This is a genomic window from Bacteroides sp. AM32-11AC (assembly GCF_003603515.1).
GTDB classification, from domain to species: Bacteria; Bacteroidota; Bacteroidia; order Bacteroidales; family Bacteroidaceae; genus Bacteroides; species Bacteroides uniformis.
The window spans coordinates 48,260-67,668 of sequence record NZ_QTNH01000016.1 but is presented as its reverse complement, the minus strand read 5'-3'; the positions used below and the strand labels follow the sequence as shown (position 1 = coordinate 67,668).

Genomic DNA, 19,409 nt, shown 5'->3' with positions numbered 1-19,409 from the left:
ATACTTATTTATGCTTCGGAACCCTTTATTTTCAGTACCTTTGCACGGTTCTTTATAAGTGAACGCCCCGGGTCGTCCAATCGACTGACTTAGGTCGTTCAATCGAACGACCCGGGTTATTCGTTCGGCCGACCGGAGTCGTTCACTTACAGGAAGACACTTCCGAGGGAAGAAACAAGTATGTTGAACGCACTAAAACCTATTGATATGGCAATACTATATGACTGGTACGAGAATCCGGGCACTAATGAGGAAGCCCCTGAAGAGAGAGGCCTCCATCCCCGCCCGTTGCTCAACGGGAAAGTAACCATGCGGCAGCTCTACAACCGCGTGCATGCCCGCAGCTCGCTCACGGTGGGCGACGTGATGAACGCGATAGACTGCCTGGCGCAAATTTGCGGCGAAGAACTGCGCGACGGCCACGAGGTGCACATCGAAGGGCTGGGCTACTTCGCCCCCACCCTGGAAGCCACACAGAAAGTGACCCGCAGCACCCCGAACAAGCACCTGAAACTCCGGCTGAAAAGCATCAGCTTCCGTCCCGACGTCAGGCTGAAACAAGCGATGACGGGAGTCAATGCCATCCGCAGTAAATACACCCGCCACTCCCTGAAGCTTTCGGAAGTGGAGATAGACATGAAGCTGAAAGAATACTTTGCCGACCACGACGTGCTGATTCGCAGTGACTTCCAAGCGCTCTGCGGCATGGCGCGCACCACCGCGAACGTCCACCTGAAACGGTTGCAGCAAGAGGGCAAGCTGAAGAATGTGGGGAAGCCCACGCAACCCATCTACCGGGCCATGCCGGGATACTACGGCGTGTCGCGCGATGCAAAGGCGGGGCGATGAGGGTGGAAAGCGGTTTCACCGGGAAAGCCAATGAACAGGAGGATGGGAGAAGGAGGTGAAGGAGATGCAGGGATAAAAAGAAACATTCTGCGCCCTGAAATCAGGGGTAATACAAAAAGGAATGTGAATTGCATCCGGAAAGGCAATAGAGAATGAATGCGAAAAGGCGAATCTCACGACTCGCCTTTTCCTGATTTAACCATTAAACAATTGTACTATTCGGTTAATGCATTTACAATTATCCGATGTTACGGGCGACTAATAAAGTCGGGGGGGTAACGACAACTGCTTTGAGTTGAATAATTCATTTATAGATTATTCTTAAAGTGCCTTTTTAGAAAACACAATGGAGAAGAATGACGCAGGAACTGTGAAAGTCCTACCAGCAGAAAGCGGTTGTCTAACATTTCCATACTCCAAATAAATATAATTTCCATTGGTAGCACTCAAAGATTTTATAGTGTATGTGCCTGGCTTAATGTAAAAGTAATGAGCACCGCCTATATGTCCGGTATAATTAAAGATACCATATTCTTTTTTGTCAGAATCAACCAACACCCCACCGCCGTTTGTCTCTATTCCATACACTTTCATTATATTGTAACCTACTTTGGAAGGAGGAACATTATCATCAGTACCCGATGCTTGAACAATACTTGGAGTAGAGATTGTTCCTATATAATTTAAAGAAATATAGCCACCTCCTGTCACTTCGAAAATTGTACCAACCGTAAGTGCGCCCCAATTAGATTGTGCTGTACAATCCTCTAAAGCGACCACGCGGTAAACGCCATAAGCCAAGAAATAACAATATGGAGCAGCATTTGGGGTAGTAGTTCTCAAAACATACTGTTGACCACTTTCGTCACAAACAGTTATGCTTACGGCTACCGAAGCGTCAGCACCTCCTATCGGAAGTACAACCCGAGCATATCCGGTTGGTGTGGGAGGTACATTACTATCCATTGTATACGGTCCCAAAACATCCGCTTTAACAAAAAGAGCACAGAAGAACAGTAATATCAAAAAGAAAGTTCGTTTCATTGTTGCATTTTTTTAATTAGTAATAAAAGTATACGAGTGGTCGTTACCCACCCGTACCTTTCAATATTAACTATTTTTTCTTGAAGTTCCAGAACCATGCCGTACCCCAAGCGCCAGCACCGGGTTCAGGAGCACAAAGACGAAGTTCATCTTCTGTAATCTTCAAAATATGATACTCATACTGACGTGCATTTCCTTGATTCGGCTGTATACCTAACAATGGAATAGTACCAGAGAACTCCATAGTACCTACATCCCAACCGGATTGCACCACATCTTCTGACACCTTGACAGAACCACTTTCACCACGACTTGTCTGAACACCAGTCAAACTAAGTGAGAACCAACCATTTAATCCATCATCAGGCAATCCTTTTCCTACAGCTTGTTCATCAATTTGCCCTCTACCGTTTCCGACATCTCCCACAGCATCACAAATCCACCAACCGGGGCCGGTATTGCCGAGATAACCTCCATTACCCCAACAACCGTCTGCAGCTTCTGTATTCCAGACCCAAGTGGTTGTTCCATAACCACCGTCCGGAGTTGTGCCGAATACATCAGCATAAATAGCGGGAAGATCTGTATACTCCGTTACTGCTATTGATTTGGAAGCCGATTTTGTTATGGAGCCGTCCGAATTAATGGTTGTTACATATACTTGCAATTCTTTATTAGGAGGAGCTACTTGAACCGACGGAGCCGTACCTTCTGCCAACTTGATATCAGACGTAGCATCATAAACCTTCACATAACGTGACGGAGTAGGAACAATCTGAATGTTGTTGTTTCCCTGGTTCTTGGCCACAAGTTCAAAAGTAAGATTTTCCGGTGTGACATTGGGATCCGGACTGATTTCATCCACTATCGGATCGCAAGCCACCAGCAGCATTGCAAACAAAGGTATTGCGAATAATATCTTTTTCATATCTTTTTTCATTTTAAATTCATATTCTATTCTTGCCAACCATTATACTCAGCACTTGCATCCGTATAACCCTCATTTTGTTCTACCTTTCCTTCATTCAGGAGGACTTGGTTTTCGGGAATCTTCTGGAAACCTGCCGTAGCCTTATAACGTGCGGCATAACCACCGTTCTGCGCCACATTACGGCTTTCAGCCCCATTTGTATAAACCTTTGCTCCCGTCTGTCTTTCAAGGGCATCGGCAGCAATATGCCAACGGCGAATATCGTTCCAGCGAGTACCTTCAAAACATAATTCCCAACGGCGTTCATTCTGCAATGCAGCCAACGAATATGTACCAATAGGTTCAAGTCCGGCACGACTACGCACTCTGTTTATACCGGAAACATCTTCCTTCAATTCAGACTGCATCAACAATACATCCGCAAAACGAATCAAAACCAAATCATGAATAGAACCGGTTTGCATCAGATTATCATTAATCCAGCCGTCGGCACCATACATTATCTTCTCAAATACCGGCTCAATCGTTTTATTTCCAGCCGCATCCGTACTATAAGCCATGATAGAACCTATTTTCATCTGATAATAATCCGTTTCTTGGATAAAGCCGTCACCACCACCTTTATTATAACTCGGCATATCCTCCGTCTTGAATACGGAGGCCGGACGACGGGCATCATCTTGTTCTGCCACACTCCAATCATTATAAAAATTGGGAGCTACAGGACCGGCACCCCATCCTTGTCCGAAGGGGAAAGAATTGGCCTGATCATTGCCACGTACACCAAAATGCAGAGCATAACCGTTACCATAACCGATAGTAGTGCTCCAAGATGCAAGTTTATTATATTTAATGGCAAACATGGATTCGGGATTTACCGCTGCATCATCTTCTACCCACTTCAATCCCTGACCGGCAGTAAACGGAAAATCTTCTACCGTACATTTATTGGTATATGCCCACAAATTACGAAACTCAGGAACAAGACTATAACCAGAATTATTCACACAATCATCAATATACCCAACCACATCCTGCTTGGTCAAAGTTGTCCCATCAGGCAAATCAACTGAAGTCAACGGACTATAGTTCGTACTAACCAAATCGTTCAGAGTTTCACCATTGCCATACATACCAGTATAATACAACCAAGCACGTCCTAACATAGCTTCAGCCGTATATTTATCAACATGCCCATCCGACTTGCGAACAGCCGGCATATTTGCAGCCGCATCGCGAAGATCCTGCAGAATCTGCCCCCAGATAACAGCGGCAGTCGGAGGAGTAGTATCTTCGGGCAACAAAGCAGTAATCACCAAAGGTACGCGCCCATACATGGAAGCCAACTCGTAGTAATAAAAAGCACGAAGGAACTTGGCTTCGCCCTCAGCCTGCGCTCTTACTTCCGGATCCATTTCAATACCAGCAAGAGCCTCCAACAACGTATTGGCACGGTTGATTCCTTGATAGCGAGCCACCCAGTAGTCCTGCGTAGCATTTGTACCCGTATTACAAATAAGGTCCAAAGATTGCATCAACTTATCATTGGGACCACCACCACCCAACATATCATCGCAAGCCAGCAGAGAATTATACAAGAAAGACTGCTGTGGAAAAGCATTGACATTATTCAGGTTCTGATATATGGCAGCTAAAGCCTGATTGGCATCTTCAGCCGTTTTAGGAAAATTGGTCGTATCTTTTTCCGTCAGACTCATCGAGTCCAAGCTACAAGAAGCAAACATTCCTGCTATCATCAAAGCTGCACCTATTAAATATGCTATTTTTTTCATCGTGTATCAATTTTAGAATTTAACATTAACACCTACCATATAAGTACGAGGTTGAGGATAGTTACCTACATCAACACCGGTTACCCACGGTTCTTTGTCATTGAGGGCTCTACCATTCTCCGGATCCATCCCTTTATAACCGGTAAAAGTAAATAGATTCTGTGCAGCAGCATACACACGAAGTTGCTGGAACGGACAGTTCTTCCAAATTCTCTTGAAATCGTATCCTATAGTCAGATTTTGAATGCGAACATAGTCGGCATCATCAATATAAATATCTGAAATGGCCTGGAAATTCTGTCCACTATTTCCCGGCGCAAGCAGCGGATATCTGTTTGAGGTTCCTTCGCCATGCCAGTAATCGTAAACTTCTGTCGTATAGTTTTCATACTGTCCATCTGAGAACTTTCGCCAAGAGCGAGCTACCTGTGCACCAAAAGCGCCATAGGTTGTTACAGAGAAATCAAATCCTTTATATTCCGCACTTAACGTAAGACCCATTGTCACGTCAGGATGAGGATTACCCAAATCAGTCTTATCGTCATCATTAATCACCCCATTTCCATCAACATCCACAAACTTCAAATCACCCGGTTTAATACTTGCACCTTGCTTAGAGTTTGCCGCATTTCCTTTACAATTCTGGTCAAGATATGCCTGCAAGTCATTCTGGTTCTGAATGACACCATCCGTCTTATAACCATAAAAATAGCCAATAGGATGTCCTTCTTCCATACGGACAAACCGACCCGTACTTTGAGCCAACAAATCATTACCGCCTTCAATAAAATGATTGGCGTTATTAACCTCCGTTACTTCATTTTTATTATAGGCCATATTGACATTCACCCCATACTTGAACTCCTTACCAATCTGATCTCTCCAGCCCATTGAAAGTTCAAGGCCAGTATTCTTTACCGTACCAGCATTTTGATATTGAGTAGCGAAACCGGAAGCCGCATTGGTACCCACTTCCACTAACAAGTCTTTCGTCTGCTTGCTATACCAGTCCATGGTAAAACTCAGACGGTTATCCAAGAAACGGGCATCAATACCGATATTGGTCTGTTCTGAAGTTTCCCATGTCAAATCGGGGTTAGCCAAACGATTCGGGTAAGCTCCGGTTGTACCTCCATTCTTATCCGAGCCAAATGTATAAAGACCATAATCGCCAAACTCGTAACCGGCACGCCAATTTGAATTAGGGATATTGTCATTACCATTCTGTCCCCAACCAGCACGGACTTTCAAGAAACCAAGCCAAGAAGCAGTATTCTTCATAAAAGCCTCGTTTGAAATAACCCAACCAGCAGAGAATGATGGGAAATATCCCCATTGATTGCCTTTCGCAAACTTAGACGAGCCATCGGCACGAATGATAGCAGAAAACATATAAGTTTCCTTAAAGTCATAATTCAAACGTCCAAAATAAGACATCTTAGAACCATAATCCGAGGGATAACCATTTACTGTAGCAGTAGCTTTACGTTCTGTATTATGCAAATAAGCATGTGTAAAGTCACCAAAAGCACTATTATAACCGGTTGCCTCTACTGATTCGCCATAAGTTGGTCTTGATTTAGAATACTCTGTACCAGCCAAAACATCAAAATGATGTAAGTCTGTAATATCAAACCGATAACTCAACGTATTAGTCAAACTCCAGTTCCAACCCAAAGACACGTTATTTATCGTTTGGTCTTTATCACGGCTATCTCCCTGATTATTAATTTGGTAAACGGGAAGATATGAACGCCATGAACTTGACCATTGTTTGTAACTAACCTGACCTTTATAAATAAGATTCTTAAGTGGTTGTACTTCCAGATATGCCGCTGTGTTCAGATTAAAATTCTTATTCTTATTATTCCCAGCCTGATTATATACCATGTGAGCCATCGGATTAGAAGCATATGCAGTATAATCAAGTATACCATTAGCACTCGTTCCAAAATTCTTCAAATCATCATACATGAAGAAATCACCATTTTCATTATATACAGGAATCAGAGGAATAGCACGCAAAGCATTAGAAAGGTCATTCGAATATTGATTACCTAACTGCACACCTTGATTCTGTTTGTGCTGATAATATATATTCTCACCAAACTTTATCACATCCACATCTCCCTTACGATATATCACATGCTCAGAATTAATGCGGAAAGTAAAACGACGATAGTCAGTCTTCACCGGACCACCGAATGCACCATCCTGATACTGATAGCCTATACCTGTCGAAAATTTGGAGAATTCAGAACCACCTGTTACATTCAACGCATGATTAGTAACCACAGCATTTTTATTCCGGAATTCTTTTACCCAATCTGTACCAGGATTGGTACCATTCTGATAAGCAGTCAGCAAATCAGCATCTACGAATTTTGACCAATCATACGGTTGGCCTCCATTATTATAGGCCACTTGATCCATTACCGCCATATATTCTTTGGCATTCAACATATCAGGCATCTTATATATATTTGCCCAACCTATGTTTCCATCATAAGATACAGAAACCTTTCCTACCTTACCCTGCTTCGTAGTAATAAGGATAACACCGTTGGCACCGCTCGAACCGTAAATTGCACAAGATGCAGCATCTTTCAACACGTCAATACGTTCAATATCGGCAGGATTCAAGGCGTTAATATCGCCACCGGCTACACCATCAATAACGTAAACTGGAGCTGTATTTCCGTTAGTACCAGCACCACGAATATTAATTTTAAACCCATCACCCGGCTGACCGGAAACGGCCTGAATATTTACACCCGGAGACTGGCTTTGTAAAGCGCCCAATGCCTGCGTAGTATTTAATTTTGCGATGTCTTCGCCTTTTACCTCAACCGTAGCACCTGTCACCAGTTTCTTCTTCTGTACACCGTAACCCACTACGACTACTTCATCCAACAATTCCGTATCTTCCTTTAGCTGAATCTTGAAACTAGTCTGGTTACCTACCACTATTTCTTGCGGCTGATAACCGATAAAAGACACAACAATCGTTGCTCCCGGCTGAACATTCAATGTGAAATTACCGTCAATGTCGGTAATGACACCATTTGTGGTTCCTTTCTCCAATACATTGGCACCGATGACCGGTCCCATTGCATCTGTTACAGTACCTGTGATTTTTTTTGCTTGCTGCACAGCATCTATTGCATCGACCGATGCGGCGAAAAGTTGCGGAGTATAAGTCAGGCTGACAGCCGAACAGATACCCACGAGCAGCGCGGTTCTTCTGAAATTTAAATTCATACTTGTATTTTTCTTAGATTAATGAATTGGTATTGCCTGGCGGCATCTACCGTTTAATATAAGGTTAAACTTCTCTTTTTGAGGAAAAATTAAATATACCTTATTCTATAAAGTGGTTGGTATACATATCACTCCTTTCTCATAGGCATTTTTCATTTCATTAGCGGTTAAACATTATATGATTATTATCAAATTTTAATTAGGCTTGACAAAAGTAGACTTTTAGCAGCAAACCTTATAATACTATTTTATCAAATAATAATATTTGGTTAATATCCATTACTACAAAAAGTCATTTCTTCAGTTCGTCCCGTACCATTCTTCCCCATTCCTTCATATCTGCATCTTTCCAGTTTCCCTCGGAAGAAGCCGACGGATAGAACATGGAGCAAGTCTCATCCTTGTCAGACAAAGACCAGGCCACCCAGCTGATGGAATGCCGCTGCATCCAGTCCAGCCAATTCCCCCACTCTTCTTTACTGATGGGGCCGTCCCCGCTTGCCTCCATACCGGCGCATTCGGAAACGAAAATCGGCAAGCCCTTGCCCAGAGCATAGTCGGCGCGGTCGCGCAGCCACTGTCCGTGGGTGTTGGCATAAAAGTGGAGTGTATACATTATATTGCTATATCCGGTAATAGGATCGTCCGCTGCCAAATGGATGTCCTGGTCCCAATGCGGACAACCAACGAGGATAACGGCATCCGGTTCTATGGCACGAATCGTCTTGATAACCTCCACAGAGTATGACTTCACCTGCTCCCAACTGTCTTCCACCGGTTCGTTGAAAACCTCATAGATGACATTAGGAACCCCTTTGTAACGGGTAGCCATTTGGGTGAAGAACTCCTTTGCTTCTTCCTGCCGCAGATTGTGGCTATGCCAGTCGATGATGACGTAAACGCCGTTCTCGATAGCAGCATCCACCACTTTCGTAACACACTCAATACCGAACTCGGGCTTGTTCACATAGCAGGCGCTATCCAAATCCACTCCCATAGAGGCCCGAAGCACTTGTGCGCCCCAGTCATTGACCAGATAAGCAACCGAAGAGGCATTGTAGAAACGGGGCCAGAACTGATGCCAGCCATAGCTGACACCGTGCAATACCACCGTGTCTCCTTCGGTATTCATCAACTGCGTACCATTGACCACCAATGCCGGTAGCGTTTCCTTTACATTTTCATTCTTCGACGGGTTTGTTCCACAACCAATGGTCATACCTAGGCAACAAACCGCCAACATAACTTTCCATATGCTTTTCATATCATACTTAGTATTTAGAGTAATAATCTTTCTTATATAACGGTACAAACGCTTTGTACACGCTTACATTCTAATTTTCAGGCAGGGATTACACGGAAAAGCACGGATAGGTTCAATTTTGCAGCTTCCGGTTTTCCGCTTTAATTATTTCAATAGTGCTGTCTGTGGCAAAGACAGAGTTCAGTCCTTGTTGTTCTTGAGCCGGGTCACCGGTATAGTCATCTCCCTTTTCCCAGAATACATGGTCGGGATTTTGTCCGGCAAAACCACCCCATGCCCAGAAGTTGCATCCGGCAAAGAGTCCGCCGCTCTCACGGTCCTGGCGGATGAGGTCGAATACATAACGGTAATATTCATCGCGGGCAGTGGTCGGTGCCTCTTTGGAAAAGCTGAAACCGTCACGGGGAAAACCGAACTCCTCCAAAACAATCGGCTTGCTGTACTTCCGAGCAATGACCATGTGGTCATCTATATACTTCTTAGTATTTTCCTTGGCACACGGAAGAAGTTCCTTCAGGCTGTCCGCCTTCACCCAGCCCCAGTTGTAGGGCCAGATGTGGATATTCAGATAATTGATGTTGGGGTCGGCATGAATCTTCTCGAAAAGATTCATATCCATTTCGCATCCCCACGCGCCCTCACTGCCGGAAGACACCATGTGGTTCGGGTCGAGGGACTTGATTTGTGCAGCTACATCGGCCATCCAACGGGCAAACGGCTCCTTGTTCTCGTCAGAGAAAGCGCGAGGCTCGTTACCAATCTGCCAAGACATAATAGTGGGGTCGTCCACATACTTTATCTGATTATACCTATTGGTGCGTGAAACAATATAATTGACATGATTGGCAAACAAGGCCTTCGCGCTGTCCGATTGGGGGAACTGCTTGACATACTCCATATAGGCGGGCCATCCGTCTACGGCAGGTACCACGGCATCACCGTGTCCGGACCATTGCAGGTAAACGGAATAGCCACCGCTCCATTCCCAGGAATTGTTCAAATAGAGGACAGCTGTCATATCACGTTCACGCAGTTCATTCATAAAATAATCCAATCCGGCTAAAATAGTATCATTATAGACGCCCGGTGCCACTTGTAAAGAGGGCTCTACCCGCGTCTTTATGCCATTTTCACCGTCAGCACCCACCAATACGCGCAGGTTGTTGATGCCAATACTTTTCAGAAAGTCCAGCTCCTTATGCAACCGTTCACGATTGCCGCCTTCACCTTCGGAACCAAGAATGGCACCGTACCAGAAATTGGCACCTACAAAATAATAGGGTTTTCCGTCGCGAACGAACTGTCCATCGGCATTGACCTTAATAAACGAATGCTCCGCAGGCTTAGGGGCACATGCTCCCAAAAGGAATAAAAGTACTGTCAGTAAAAGGAATTGTTTCTTCATATTATCAGTTTTTAAGCGACATACAAAGATACGTGGCCCGTATCATAAAAAATGATACTATATTATCAGATAAATGTGCTAATGTGATTAATCACATTGACACATTAAGTTGTCTCCGTATCCAGTCCAGCCATTCATCCCATTGCTCCTGATACCAGTAATGACCGGTTTCCAGATAAGGATGCAGCTCCTTCGGGGAAGTAATCACATTATAGGCTGCATACATGGAAGTGGGAGGACAAACCTCATCGTTGTATCCCCAACTGAACCAACCGGGCACATTCAATAGGCGAGCAAAGTTTGCCGTATCATAATAGCGCACCGTCTCAAGCTGCTTCTTATCGGGAGCACCGTAATAATAGAAATAATGAGGCCAGCCGCAGGCACGTTTCTTGGAGAACGCTTCATGATCGCACAAGGCAGGATGAACAGCAGCCAGAAAAGTGACACGTGAATCGAGGGCTGCCGTAATCACAGACAAGGCACCGCCCTGGCTGGACCCCGTAACGCCCAGCGCCTTCCCGTTGTACTGAGGCAGTGAGCAGATGAAATCCACGGCACGCAAGGCACCTACAACCACACGGTTATAATAAGAAGCATCCCGATTGTCGCGGCCGAACATCCAATAATTGCTCAGCGCCCCACCTGCCAGCACATCATATACAGACTGCTGCATCGTGACGGGAATACCGTGGATACCCACCTCCAATGTAATTACCTTCCCAGGAGCCGTATACGTATCTCCCGCATAAGGGCGGACACCCGCACCGGGCACACGCAGCAAAGCCGGATACTTCCCTTCTTTCTTGGGAATACTGAGAATACCGTAAAAACGTCCTCCCCAAGCTTTTGTCTGGAAGCTGACCTGATATACATTATCCGTTTCCGTACAGCGTTCGGGAAGCAGTGTCATAAGGGGATTCAACGGAGTCTTGCGCGCCTCTTCCAAGGTCTTGGCCCAATAATCCCGAAAATCGGCAGGAAGTTTCGTCACAGGTTGCAGCTGCTCGGGAGCATAGGCGCATGTAGCCAGCCCTTCATAAGTCCGGCCGTCCACATGCGCCTTGACCTTGCAACGCAAGAAGCCTGCAGTCTTCATCGTGCCTTGCAACTTCAAGGTACCATCTTTCAGCACCACGTCTTTCTTTACTTCAGTAGGATACATCTCGGGGCCCAGTTCATAGTCAATCTTGACATCGGGCAAGAGGTTCTGTGCCTTCAGCACCCGGACGGTAAACGTACACTTCTCATTCAGACGATACACCCAATCGCTATGGTCGGGTGAAACGACTACACGGATCTCATTGCCGCGTATCTGCGCCGTCACAGCACATACACACAGCAGACATAAAAATAAGGAAAAAACTCTTTTCATGATATCAGATATTAGTATTAATCATTGGTGCAAAAATAGGCACTTTCAATGAAGAATACCAATACTTTTTTATCATATCACCAGCTTCTTTTTCCGATAATTCTCACGGAATTCCTTCGGCGAGCATCCCTTCTTCCGCTTGAACATACGATTGAAATTGGACAGATTGTTGAAGCCGCAATCATAGCACACCTCTGCAATAGTACGCGTGGAATCTACCAACATACGCGTGGCAAAGCCCAGACGGATATCAATAATGTAGTCGGAAAGCGTCTTGCCGGTGCGCAGGCGAAAGAAACGGCTGAAAGAGACCGGGGTCATGCCCACCATATCGGCCAATGAAGCCAACCGGATATCCTCCTGATAATGGGTGGAAATGTATTTCTGCACCTTCTGTACCCGGCGGCTGTCAGAGAAAGTCTCTATCTTGGCAAACGAAGAACTGGACAACACCCGAGCATTGTCATAGAGGGAAAGTTCGTAAAGGATACGGAGAAAGTTCATCACGGCATAAAAGCCCTGCTCCTCGGAAGCCAGCTTATCCAGCCAGTTGTACACCTTCATGATGGCCTGCATGGGGAAACTAAGTCCGCACTGTGCACGCTCCAGCATCCGGCGGATACTGTCGAACTGGTTCTTGTTGACAACGTTCCCGAAGAACAAGTCGGGAGAGAACTGGATGGTAATCTCCCGAATATCCCCGGAGGTACATTCATGTTGCTCCCATACATGCTCCAACTCCTTACCGGTTATCAGCACCAGGTCATAATCACCGATAATCTCGGCAGAATCGCCCACCACACGACGTACGCCGGAAGCATGTTCCGTGAAGTTCAGTTCATACTCTGCGTGACAATGGATGGGGTAGGTAAATTCTGTTTTGCGACGATCGGCAATATAGAAACAGTCACGTTCCGACAGAGGGGTTATCTCCCTCATGATATAGTTCTGGTTTTCCATAGGCATTGGTTAAAAAAATATCATGCCACAAATATACTCATTCTTTTTAATCCCACAACAGTACCATTTGTTACATTTAGAGGTAATAATTGTTATATATGAGCAGATACCCGGGAAAGTCCCGCCCGGAAAAGCAAAACTTCCGTTCTTCTCCCCCTCAGGCTCTAATGTAAGGATGTATGAGATGTATATCTCATGCTGTACGAGATATACATCTCATACAACACGAGATGCGCATCTCGTACACTTACACACTATAGTTTGAGGAAGAAAGAAGCGGAGATCCCTCTCTTGCCCCATAGACAAAAGAAAGGTCTCCGCTTCGCCGGATGATATGAATGATAAGCTGCTTACTTCTGCAGCTTCAAAACGCAGGAAGTTTCCGGCAGGTTTTCCGAAACGACCGTCAGTGTGGCTTCTCCCGCTTCGCCGGTACTTTGCAACAGCACCTGTGCAAGTCCGTTGAATGCCTTTACTTGATAGGTGCGGGCATCGGCGTCGGCCGGACGTTCCGTAGCCTGATAAGCGGGGTCTCCATTCCCCACCCCAAGGATGCGTACCGGACCGGAGACGGTTATCGTCAAGTCGTTGCAGGCAGTGGGGACAAAACGTTTCTTCTTGTCCTGCAACTCAATGTTACACACTGTCACATCCCGATTGTCTGCCTGAATGACGGGACGGTCTGCCGTCAGGGAGATACGGGCAGGAGCACCGGTAGTCTCCACAGTACGGGCCAATATTTTTTTGCCGTTCTTATAGCCTACAGCCTTCACTGCACCGGGCTGGAAAACGGCTTTCCAGGAAAGATGGCCGTTTCGGGGCATCGGTTTGCGATCCAGTTTCTTGCCGTTCACAGTCAATTCCACTTCATCGCAGTTGCTGTATACCCAAATGTCGATGCTATCACCTTCGTGACCTTGCAGATTCCAGTGAGGAAGGATGTGCAGCACCGGCTCATCCGTCCACCAGGACTTCAGATACCAGGCTTCGTCCTTGGGGAAGCCACAGTAGTCCAGAATGCCGAATTGTGAGCCCGTAGCCGGGAACTTCATGGGGTTGGGCTCGCCGCGGTAGTCGAAACCCGTCCAATAGAAAAGACCCGCCAAATAGGGACGTTCGTCATAGAATTTCCAGCCACGCTCGATGCAGTTCAGCAGGCTGTCAGGTCCGTTCGGCTTGCGGTTGTGCGCCACCATGTGGCCTTTGTCGTGGGCATCGAAGTAGATGCCGCGCGTACCACAGCCCGTAGTCTCTTCCGAACCGAGCGCACGGCGGCCGGGATAATCCTTGCGGTGCTGCTCTACTGGATTCTGAAGGATGTAGTTATAACCGGCCACGTCTGCGGGAATCAAGATGGCAGGGCCACTGCTCGAAGCAACGGTCATGAGGCGCGTAGGGTCGAAACGGTGGCAATATTCGCGCATCGTGGCAGCAATGCGTGTACCGCTTTCTTTCCACTCGATGCCCCACTCCTCGTTGCCTACACTCCAAAGGATAATGCACGGATGGTTGCGGTCGCGGTCTATCATGCGTTTCAGCAGGCGAGTATGTTCCTCGTTGACACCCGTCAGACGGTTTTCTTCTATCACAAGGATGCCGAGGCTGTCGCAGGCATCGAGCATTTCGGGAGTCATCGGGTTATGGGAAGAACGGTAGGCATTGCAGCCGAACTTCTTCAGTTCCTTCAGTCGGTACACTTGCAGGGCATCGGGAATGCCGGCACCTACTCCGGGGTGGTCTTGGTGCATGTTCACACCTTTCAGTTTCAGAGGCTGTCCGTTCAAGAGGAAGCCCTTGTCGGCATCGAAGCGGATGTCACGAATACCCGTAGTAGTGGTATAAGCATCCACCAGCTTGCCATGCTGATAGACTTCCGTAAGCAGTGTATATAGATAAGGTGTATCCACACTCCAAAGATGAGGTTTGTCCAGCGCTATTTCACCGACGGTGAGCTGGCGGTCTTTCGGCAGTACCGGCTTACCGGCCGTTTCGCAGCGTGCCACTTCCTTGCCGTCGGCATCCCGGAGGATATGGCAGAGGCGGTAATCCTCCGTTTGCAGACCGGAGTTTTCAACAGTGGTCTCTATCGTCAGCTTGGCCTTGTCAAAAGGTGCGGCCAGCGTGCTGTGCACAAAGGTTCCGAAAGGAGCTACATGTAACGGCGCCGTCTTGTTCAGCCATACATGGCGGTAGATGCCCGCACCCTCGTAAAACCAGCCCTCCTCGAGCGTGGCATCCGCACGGACGCAGATAAGATTCTCTTCTCCGTAATTCAAGTATTCCGTAATGTCATACACCTGCGTGGCATAGCCGCTCGGTTCGTGTCCCAGGTAGAAACCGTTTATCCAGATACGGGCATCACGGAAGATACCGTCGAACTGAAGATAAAGATGTTTGCCGAGGTCCTCTTGTGGCACGGTGATGGTCTTTCGGTACCATCCCACAGAGTTTTCGGGGAATTTATAGCCGACGGCTTTATAGCCATGACTGTGGCTCGCCTCTTTGGCATAAGGCAAATCAACCACCCAGTCATGCGGAAGATTGACCGTCTTCCAGTCCACACCCCACTTCTCCGGATTGAACTTGGGAGAGTAAGGGCCCTCATTATGGATAGAGGCTGCCTTGGTCAGATAGTTGAAGTACTCCGTTCCGCAGCCGAAGTCTTTCTCCGGTGAGGAAGCATTGCCAAAAGCAAACTGCCAGCCGTCATCCAGCAAAATACGTTCGCGGACAGATTGGGCGGAAAGAGAAAAGGTAATTCCAAGAAGGAACAAAAATGCGAATAAGTGTTTCATATCGGTTAATCATAAAATGTGTTTACAAAGATAGGGCGAAATAGACTCGTACAGTGATACTTTTGTATCTTTTTCCGGTACTTCATGTTTCCGAGGGGAAAAAACACGCCGGGCAAACAAGGGTGATAGGAGAAAAGTTTTTAAATTTGAAGCGTGCTTCCGGGAAAATGGCCGGATGCCACAACTAACGAAGAATGTATCAAACTAAATACAAGAAATAATATGCAAGACAAAAGATTCGGATATTTCGATGACGACAACCGCGAATACGTCATTACCGACCCCAAGACACCTTGGCCATGGATTAACTACCTGGGCAATGAAGATTTCTTCTCACTCATCTCCAATACCGCCGGAGGCTATTCCTTCTACAAGGACGCCAAGTTCCGCCGCATCACCCGCTACCGCTACAACAACGTGCCGATGGACAACGGGGGACGCTACTTCTACATCAATGAAGGCGGCAACGTATGGTCTCCCACCTGGAAGCCCTGCAAGACTGCACTCGACAGTTACGAGTGTCGCCACGGCATGAGCTACACCCGCATCACCGGATCCAAAGACGGCATCGAAGCCAGCCTGCTCTTCTTCGTCCCACTGAAGACCTGGGGAGAGGTGCAGAAGCTGACCTTGCGGAATACTTCTGCCAAAGTGAGAAAACTCAAACTATTCTCCTTTGCCGAATGGTGCTTGTGGAATGCCGCTACGGACATGGAGAACTTCCAGCGTAACTTCTCCACGGGAGAGGTGGAAGTGGACGGGTCTGTCATCTACCACAAGACGGAATACAAGGAACGCCGCAATCACTACGCCTTCTACAGTGTCAATACACCCGTAGACGGTTTCGATACCGACCGCGAAACATTCGTGGGACTCTACAACGAGTTTGCCGACCCGGAACGGGTAGTAGAAGGCAGACCGGGCAACAGCATTGCCCACGGTTGGAGTCCCATCGCCTCGCACTATCTGGAAGTAGAACTGCAACCCGGCGAAAGCCGCGACTTCATCTTCCTGCTGGGCTATGTGGAAAACAAGCAGGAGGCAAAGTTCGAGGAACGTGAAGAATCTCTGCATGAAGCGTTCAAGCAGAGTGTACCCTCTTCACCTATTATAAATAAGGTAAAGGCTAAGGCGATGATTTCGGCCTTCGACACTACCGCCAAAGTAGATGCTGCCTTTGCCGAACTGAAAGCCTACTGGGACCGCCTGCTGGACATCTACGTCGTGAAGACCGACGAAGAAAAACTGGACCGCATGGTGAACATCTGGAACCAGTATCAGTGCATGATTACCTTCAACATGTCCCGCTCCGCCTCTTTCTTCGAAAGCGGCATCGGTCGTGGAATGGGTTTCCGCGACTCCAACCAGGACCTCGTGGGCTTCGTGCATCAGATACCGGAACGAGCCCGCGAACGAATCATCGACATAGCTTCTACCCAATTCCCCGACGGAGGATGCTACCACCAATACCAACCGCTGACCAAACGCGGCAACAACGACATCGGCGGCGGCTTCAACGACGACCCCATGTGGCTTATCTTCGGTACGGTGGCATACATCAAGGAATCGGGAGACTTCAGTATCCTGGATGAGCCCGTCCCCTTCGACAACAAGAAGGGTTCGGAGGTTTCTCTGTTCGAGCACCTGCGCGTTTCCTTCAACCACGTCATCGAGAACCTCGGCCCCCACATGTTGCCCCTCATCGGCCGTGCCGACTGGAACGACTGCCTGAACCTGAACTGCTTCTCCTGGGACCCGAATGAATCCTTCCAGACCACGGAAAACCAGACGGAAGGCAGCCAGGCAGAATCACTGATGATTGCCGGCTTGTTCGTGGTATGCGGACGCGACTATGTGGAACTATGCCGCCACCTGGGTAAAGACGACGAAGCAAACAGAGCGCAAACCTATATAGAGAACATGGTGGAAGCCGTGAAAAAACATGGCTGGGACGGTGACTGGTACTTGCGCGCCTACGATTACTTCGGCCACAAGGTAGGTTCCAAAGAGAACGAAGAAGGACAAATCTTCATCGAATCGCAAGGCTGGTGCACCATGGCAGGCATCGGACTGGAAGAAGGCATGGTAGAAAAAGCACTGGACTCCGTAAAGGAACGCCTGGACTGCGAGCACGGTATTGTACTCAACAATCCGCCCTTCACCCGCTATGTTGTGGAGTATGGAGAAATCTCCACCTATCCCGCCGGCTACAAGGAAAATGCGGGCATCTTCTGCCACAACAACCCGTGGGTCATCATCGGAGAAACCGTACTGGGACGGGGTGACCGTTCCTGGGAGTATTTCCGCAAGATATGCCCGTCGTACACCGAAGAACACAGTGCCCTGCATAAAGTAGAACCTTACGTATGCTGCCAGATGGTGGCCGGCAAGGACGCCGCCCGCCCCGGTGAAGGCAAGAACAGCTGGCTGACGGGAACGGCTGCCTGGATGTGGTATGCCATCACGCAATTCATACTCGGCATCAAGCCTTCGTATGAAGGTCTGGAAATCAATCCTTGTATCCCGGCAGGCTGGAAAGGCTTCAACGTGAAGCGTAGGTTCCGCGGGGCAGAATATCATATTACCGTGAAGAATCCCGATGGTGTGTGCAAAGGCATCAAGTCCGTCACAGTAGACGGCCAGCCGATAGAAGGCAATGTGGTGAACCATCTGCCGGGCACGCATACAGTAGAAGTAATAATGGGATAACCCACAAAATACAATATCATGATAAACCCTATTTATTCTCCAGCGCCCGAACGCTATGACAACGGCATGAAATTCCGCCGTTGCGGGCAAAGCGGCATCCTGCTGCCTGAAATATCACTCGGATTGTGGCACAATTTCGGCGACGTGAACACATTTGCCAATTCCCAAGCCATGGCGCACTATGCCTTCGACCGTGGAATCACGCATTTCGACCTCGCCAACAATTACGGTCCTTCCTACGGTTCCGCCGAAGAGACTTTCGGAATGATTATGAAGAAATCCTTCATGCCCTATCGGGACGAACTATTCATCTCCACCAAGGCCGGACACGACATGTGGCCCGGCCCCTACGGGGAGTGGGGTTCACGCAAGTACCTGATGAGCAGCCTCAACCAAAGTCTGAAACGGATGAACCTGGAGTATGTGGACATCTTCTACTCCCACCGCTACGGCCCGGATACTCCGCTTGAAGAGACCCTGCAAGCACTGGTTGATATCGTACGGCAAGGCAAAGCACTCTATGTAGGAATCTCCAAATATCCCAAAGAGGCGGCCGAGTTTGCCTACAAATACCTGGAAGAACGGGATGTACACTGCCTGCTCTATCAAGGCAGATACAATCTCTTCAACCGCGAACCGGAAGAAGAAGGTATCCTGCAGCAAGCCAAAGGGAACGGAACCGGCTTCATCGCCTTCTCCCCGCTGGCGCAGGGCCTGCTGACCAACCGCTACCTGAACGGTATTCCCGAAGATTCGCGCATGGCAAAGGGAGCTTTCCTGAAGAAAGAAGCACTGACCGACGAGACGCTGCAAAAAATCAAGGCACTCAACGAAGTTGCTGCCTCACGCGGGCAAACCCTTGCCGAGATGTCACTTGCCTGGTTGTTGAAGGACGACCTGGTGACAAGCGTCATCATCGGAGCGAGCTCCGTTACCCAACTGGCAGATAACCTGAAAGCGACTGAAAATACAGACTTCTCTGCCGAGGAACTGGAGAAGATAAAGAAAATCATTCAAAAATAA

12 protein-coding genes are annotated in these 19,409 nt (G+C 47.7%); 3 read left to right on the top strand and 9 right to left on the bottom strand.

All coding sequences use genetic code 11. The annotated features are described in order from the left end of the window. Positions 1–207 precede the first annotated feature (207 nt). Positions 208–849 (top strand): HU family DNA-binding protein, encoded by a 642-nt coding sequence (locus DW800_RS16365; RefSeq protein ID WP_005834825.1) that lies wholly within the window; start codon positions 208–210, stop codon positions 847–849. 321 nt (positions 850–1,170) lie between these two features. Here the strand turns inward: DW800_RS16365 and DW800_RS16360 are convergent, their stop codons facing one another. From DW800_RS16360 to galA, 9 genes are all read right to left on the bottom strand, one after another. Then, positions 1,171–1,893 (bottom strand): hypothetical protein, encoded by a 723-nt coding sequence (locus DW800_RS16360; protein ID WP_005825006.1) that lies wholly within the window; start codon positions 1,891–1,893, stop codon positions 1,171–1,173. Positions 1,894–1,963: 70 nt separating this feature from the next. Further along, on the bottom strand, positions 1,964–2,821 hold the full coding sequence (locus DW800_RS16355; RefSeq protein ID WP_005834823.1) for a hypothetical protein: 858 nt from the start codon (positions 2,819–2,821) through the stop codon (positions 1,964–1,966). 26 nt (positions 2,822–2,847) lie between these two features. Then, entirely contained in the window at positions 2,848–4,617 is a 1,770-nt protein-coding gene (locus tag DW800_RS16350; protein WP_005825008.1) for a RagB/SusD family nutrient uptake outer membrane protein, read from the bottom strand. 12 nt (positions 4,618–4,629) lie between these two features. Beyond that, positions 4,630–7,878 carry a SusC/RagA family TonB-linked outer membrane protein gene (locus DW800_RS16345; protein ID WP_005825009.1) on the bottom strand — a complete coding sequence of 1,083 codons (3,249 nt, stop codon included), beginning with the start codon at positions 7,876–7,878 and terminating at the stop codon, positions 4,630–4,632. Positions 7,879–8,170: 292 nt separating this feature from the next. After that, positions 8,171–9,142 carry a glycoside hydrolase family 5 protein gene (locus tag DW800_RS16340; protein WP_035449719.1) on the bottom strand — a complete coding sequence of 324 codons (972 nt, stop codon included), beginning with the start codon at positions 9,140–9,142 and terminating at the stop codon, positions 8,171–8,173. Between the two features lie 112 nt (positions 9,143–9,254). Further along, complete coding sequence (locus tag DW800_RS16335; protein WP_044467638.1) at positions 9,255–10,547, bottom strand: glycoside hydrolase 5 family protein; 1,293 nt, start codon at positions 10,545–10,547, stop codon at positions 9,255–9,257. A gap of 91 nt (positions 10,548–10,638) precedes the next feature. Then, on the bottom strand, positions 10,639–11,922 hold the full coding sequence (locus DW800_RS16330) for an acetylxylan esterase (protein ID WP_117703982.1): 1,284 nt from the start codon (positions 11,920–11,922) through the stop codon (positions 10,639–10,641). A 72-nt stretch (positions 11,923–11,994) separates the two neighbouring features. Next, positions 11,995–12,882, bottom strand: coding sequence for a helix-turn-helix domain-containing protein (locus tag DW800_RS16325; RefSeq protein WP_009037794.1), 888 nt, complete (start codon positions 12,880–12,882; stop codon positions 11,995–11,997). A gap of 350 nt (positions 12,883–13,232) precedes the next feature. After that, positions 13,233–15,677, bottom strand: a complete 2,445-nt coding sequence (gene galA, locus DW800_RS16320; RefSeq protein ID WP_117688971.1) for a beta-galactosidase GalA — start codon at positions 15,675–15,677, stop codon at positions 13,233–13,235. A 222-nt stretch (positions 15,678–15,899) separates the two neighbouring features. Between galA and DW800_RS16315 the strand changes: the two genes are divergently transcribed. Both DW800_RS16315 and DW800_RS16310 read left to right on the top strand, forming a co-directional pair. Then, a complete protein-coding gene (locus DW800_RS16315) occupies positions 15,900–18,386 on the top strand; it encodes a GH36-type glycosyl hydrolase domain-containing protein (RefSeq protein WP_117688979.1) in 2,487 nt (828 codons plus the stop codon). Positions 18,387–18,404: 18 nt separating this feature from the next. Further along, complete coding sequence (locus DW800_RS16310; RefSeq protein ID WP_117703983.1) at positions 18,405–19,409, top strand: aldo/keto reductase; 1,005 nt, start codon at positions 18,405–18,407, stop codon at positions 19,407–19,409.

What these genes read in the sequence shown, in the direction of transcription:
- DW800_RS16340 (WP_035449719.1), bottom strand. Translation starts at nt 9,142, where the DNA reads ATGAAAAGCATATGGAAAGTTATGTTGGCGGTTTGTTGCCTAGGTATG.
- DW800_RS16315 (WP_117688979.1), top strand. Translation starts at nt 15,900, where the DNA reads ATGCAAGACAAAAGATTCGGATATTTCGATGACGACAACCGCGAATAC.
- DW800_RS16310 (WP_117703983.1), top strand. Translation starts at nt 18,405, where the DNA reads ATGATAAACCCTATTTATTCTCCAGCGCCCGAACGCTATGACAACGGC.
- DW800_RS16335 (WP_044467638.1), bottom strand. Translation starts at nt 10,547, where the DNA reads ATGAAGAAACAATTCCTTTTACTGACAGTACTTTTATTCCTTTTGGGA.
- DW800_RS16360 (WP_005825006.1), bottom strand. Translation starts at nt 1,893, where the DNA reads ATGAAACGAACTTTCTTTTTGATATTACTGTTCTTCTGTGCTCTTTTT.
- galA (WP_117688971.1), bottom strand. Translation starts at nt 15,677, where the DNA reads ATGAAACACTTATTCGCATTTTTGTTCCTTCTTGGAATTACCTTTTCT.
- DW800_RS16365 (WP_005834825.1), top strand. Translation starts at nt 208, where the DNA reads ATGGCAATACTATATGACTGGTACGAGAATCCGGGCACTAATGAGGAA.
- DW800_RS16355 (WP_005834823.1), bottom strand. Translation starts at nt 2,821, where the DNA reads ATGAAAAAGATATTATTCGCAATACCTTTGTTTGCAATGCTGCTGGTG.
- DW800_RS16325 (WP_009037794.1), bottom strand. Translation starts at nt 12,882, where the DNA reads ATGGAAAACCAGAACTATATCATGAGGGAGATAACCCCTCTGTCGGAA.
- DW800_RS16350 (WP_005825008.1), bottom strand. Translation starts at nt 4,617, where the DNA reads ATGAAAAAAATAGCATATTTAATAGGTGCAGCTTTGATGATAGCAGGA.
- DW800_RS16330 (WP_117703982.1), bottom strand. Translation starts at nt 11,922, where the DNA reads ATGAAAAGAGTTTTTTCCTTATTTTTATGTCTGCTGTGTGTATGTGCT.
- DW800_RS16345 (WP_005825009.1), bottom strand. Translation starts at nt 7,878, where the DNA reads ATGAATTTAAATTTCAGAAGAACCGCGCTGCTCGTGGGTATCTGTTCG.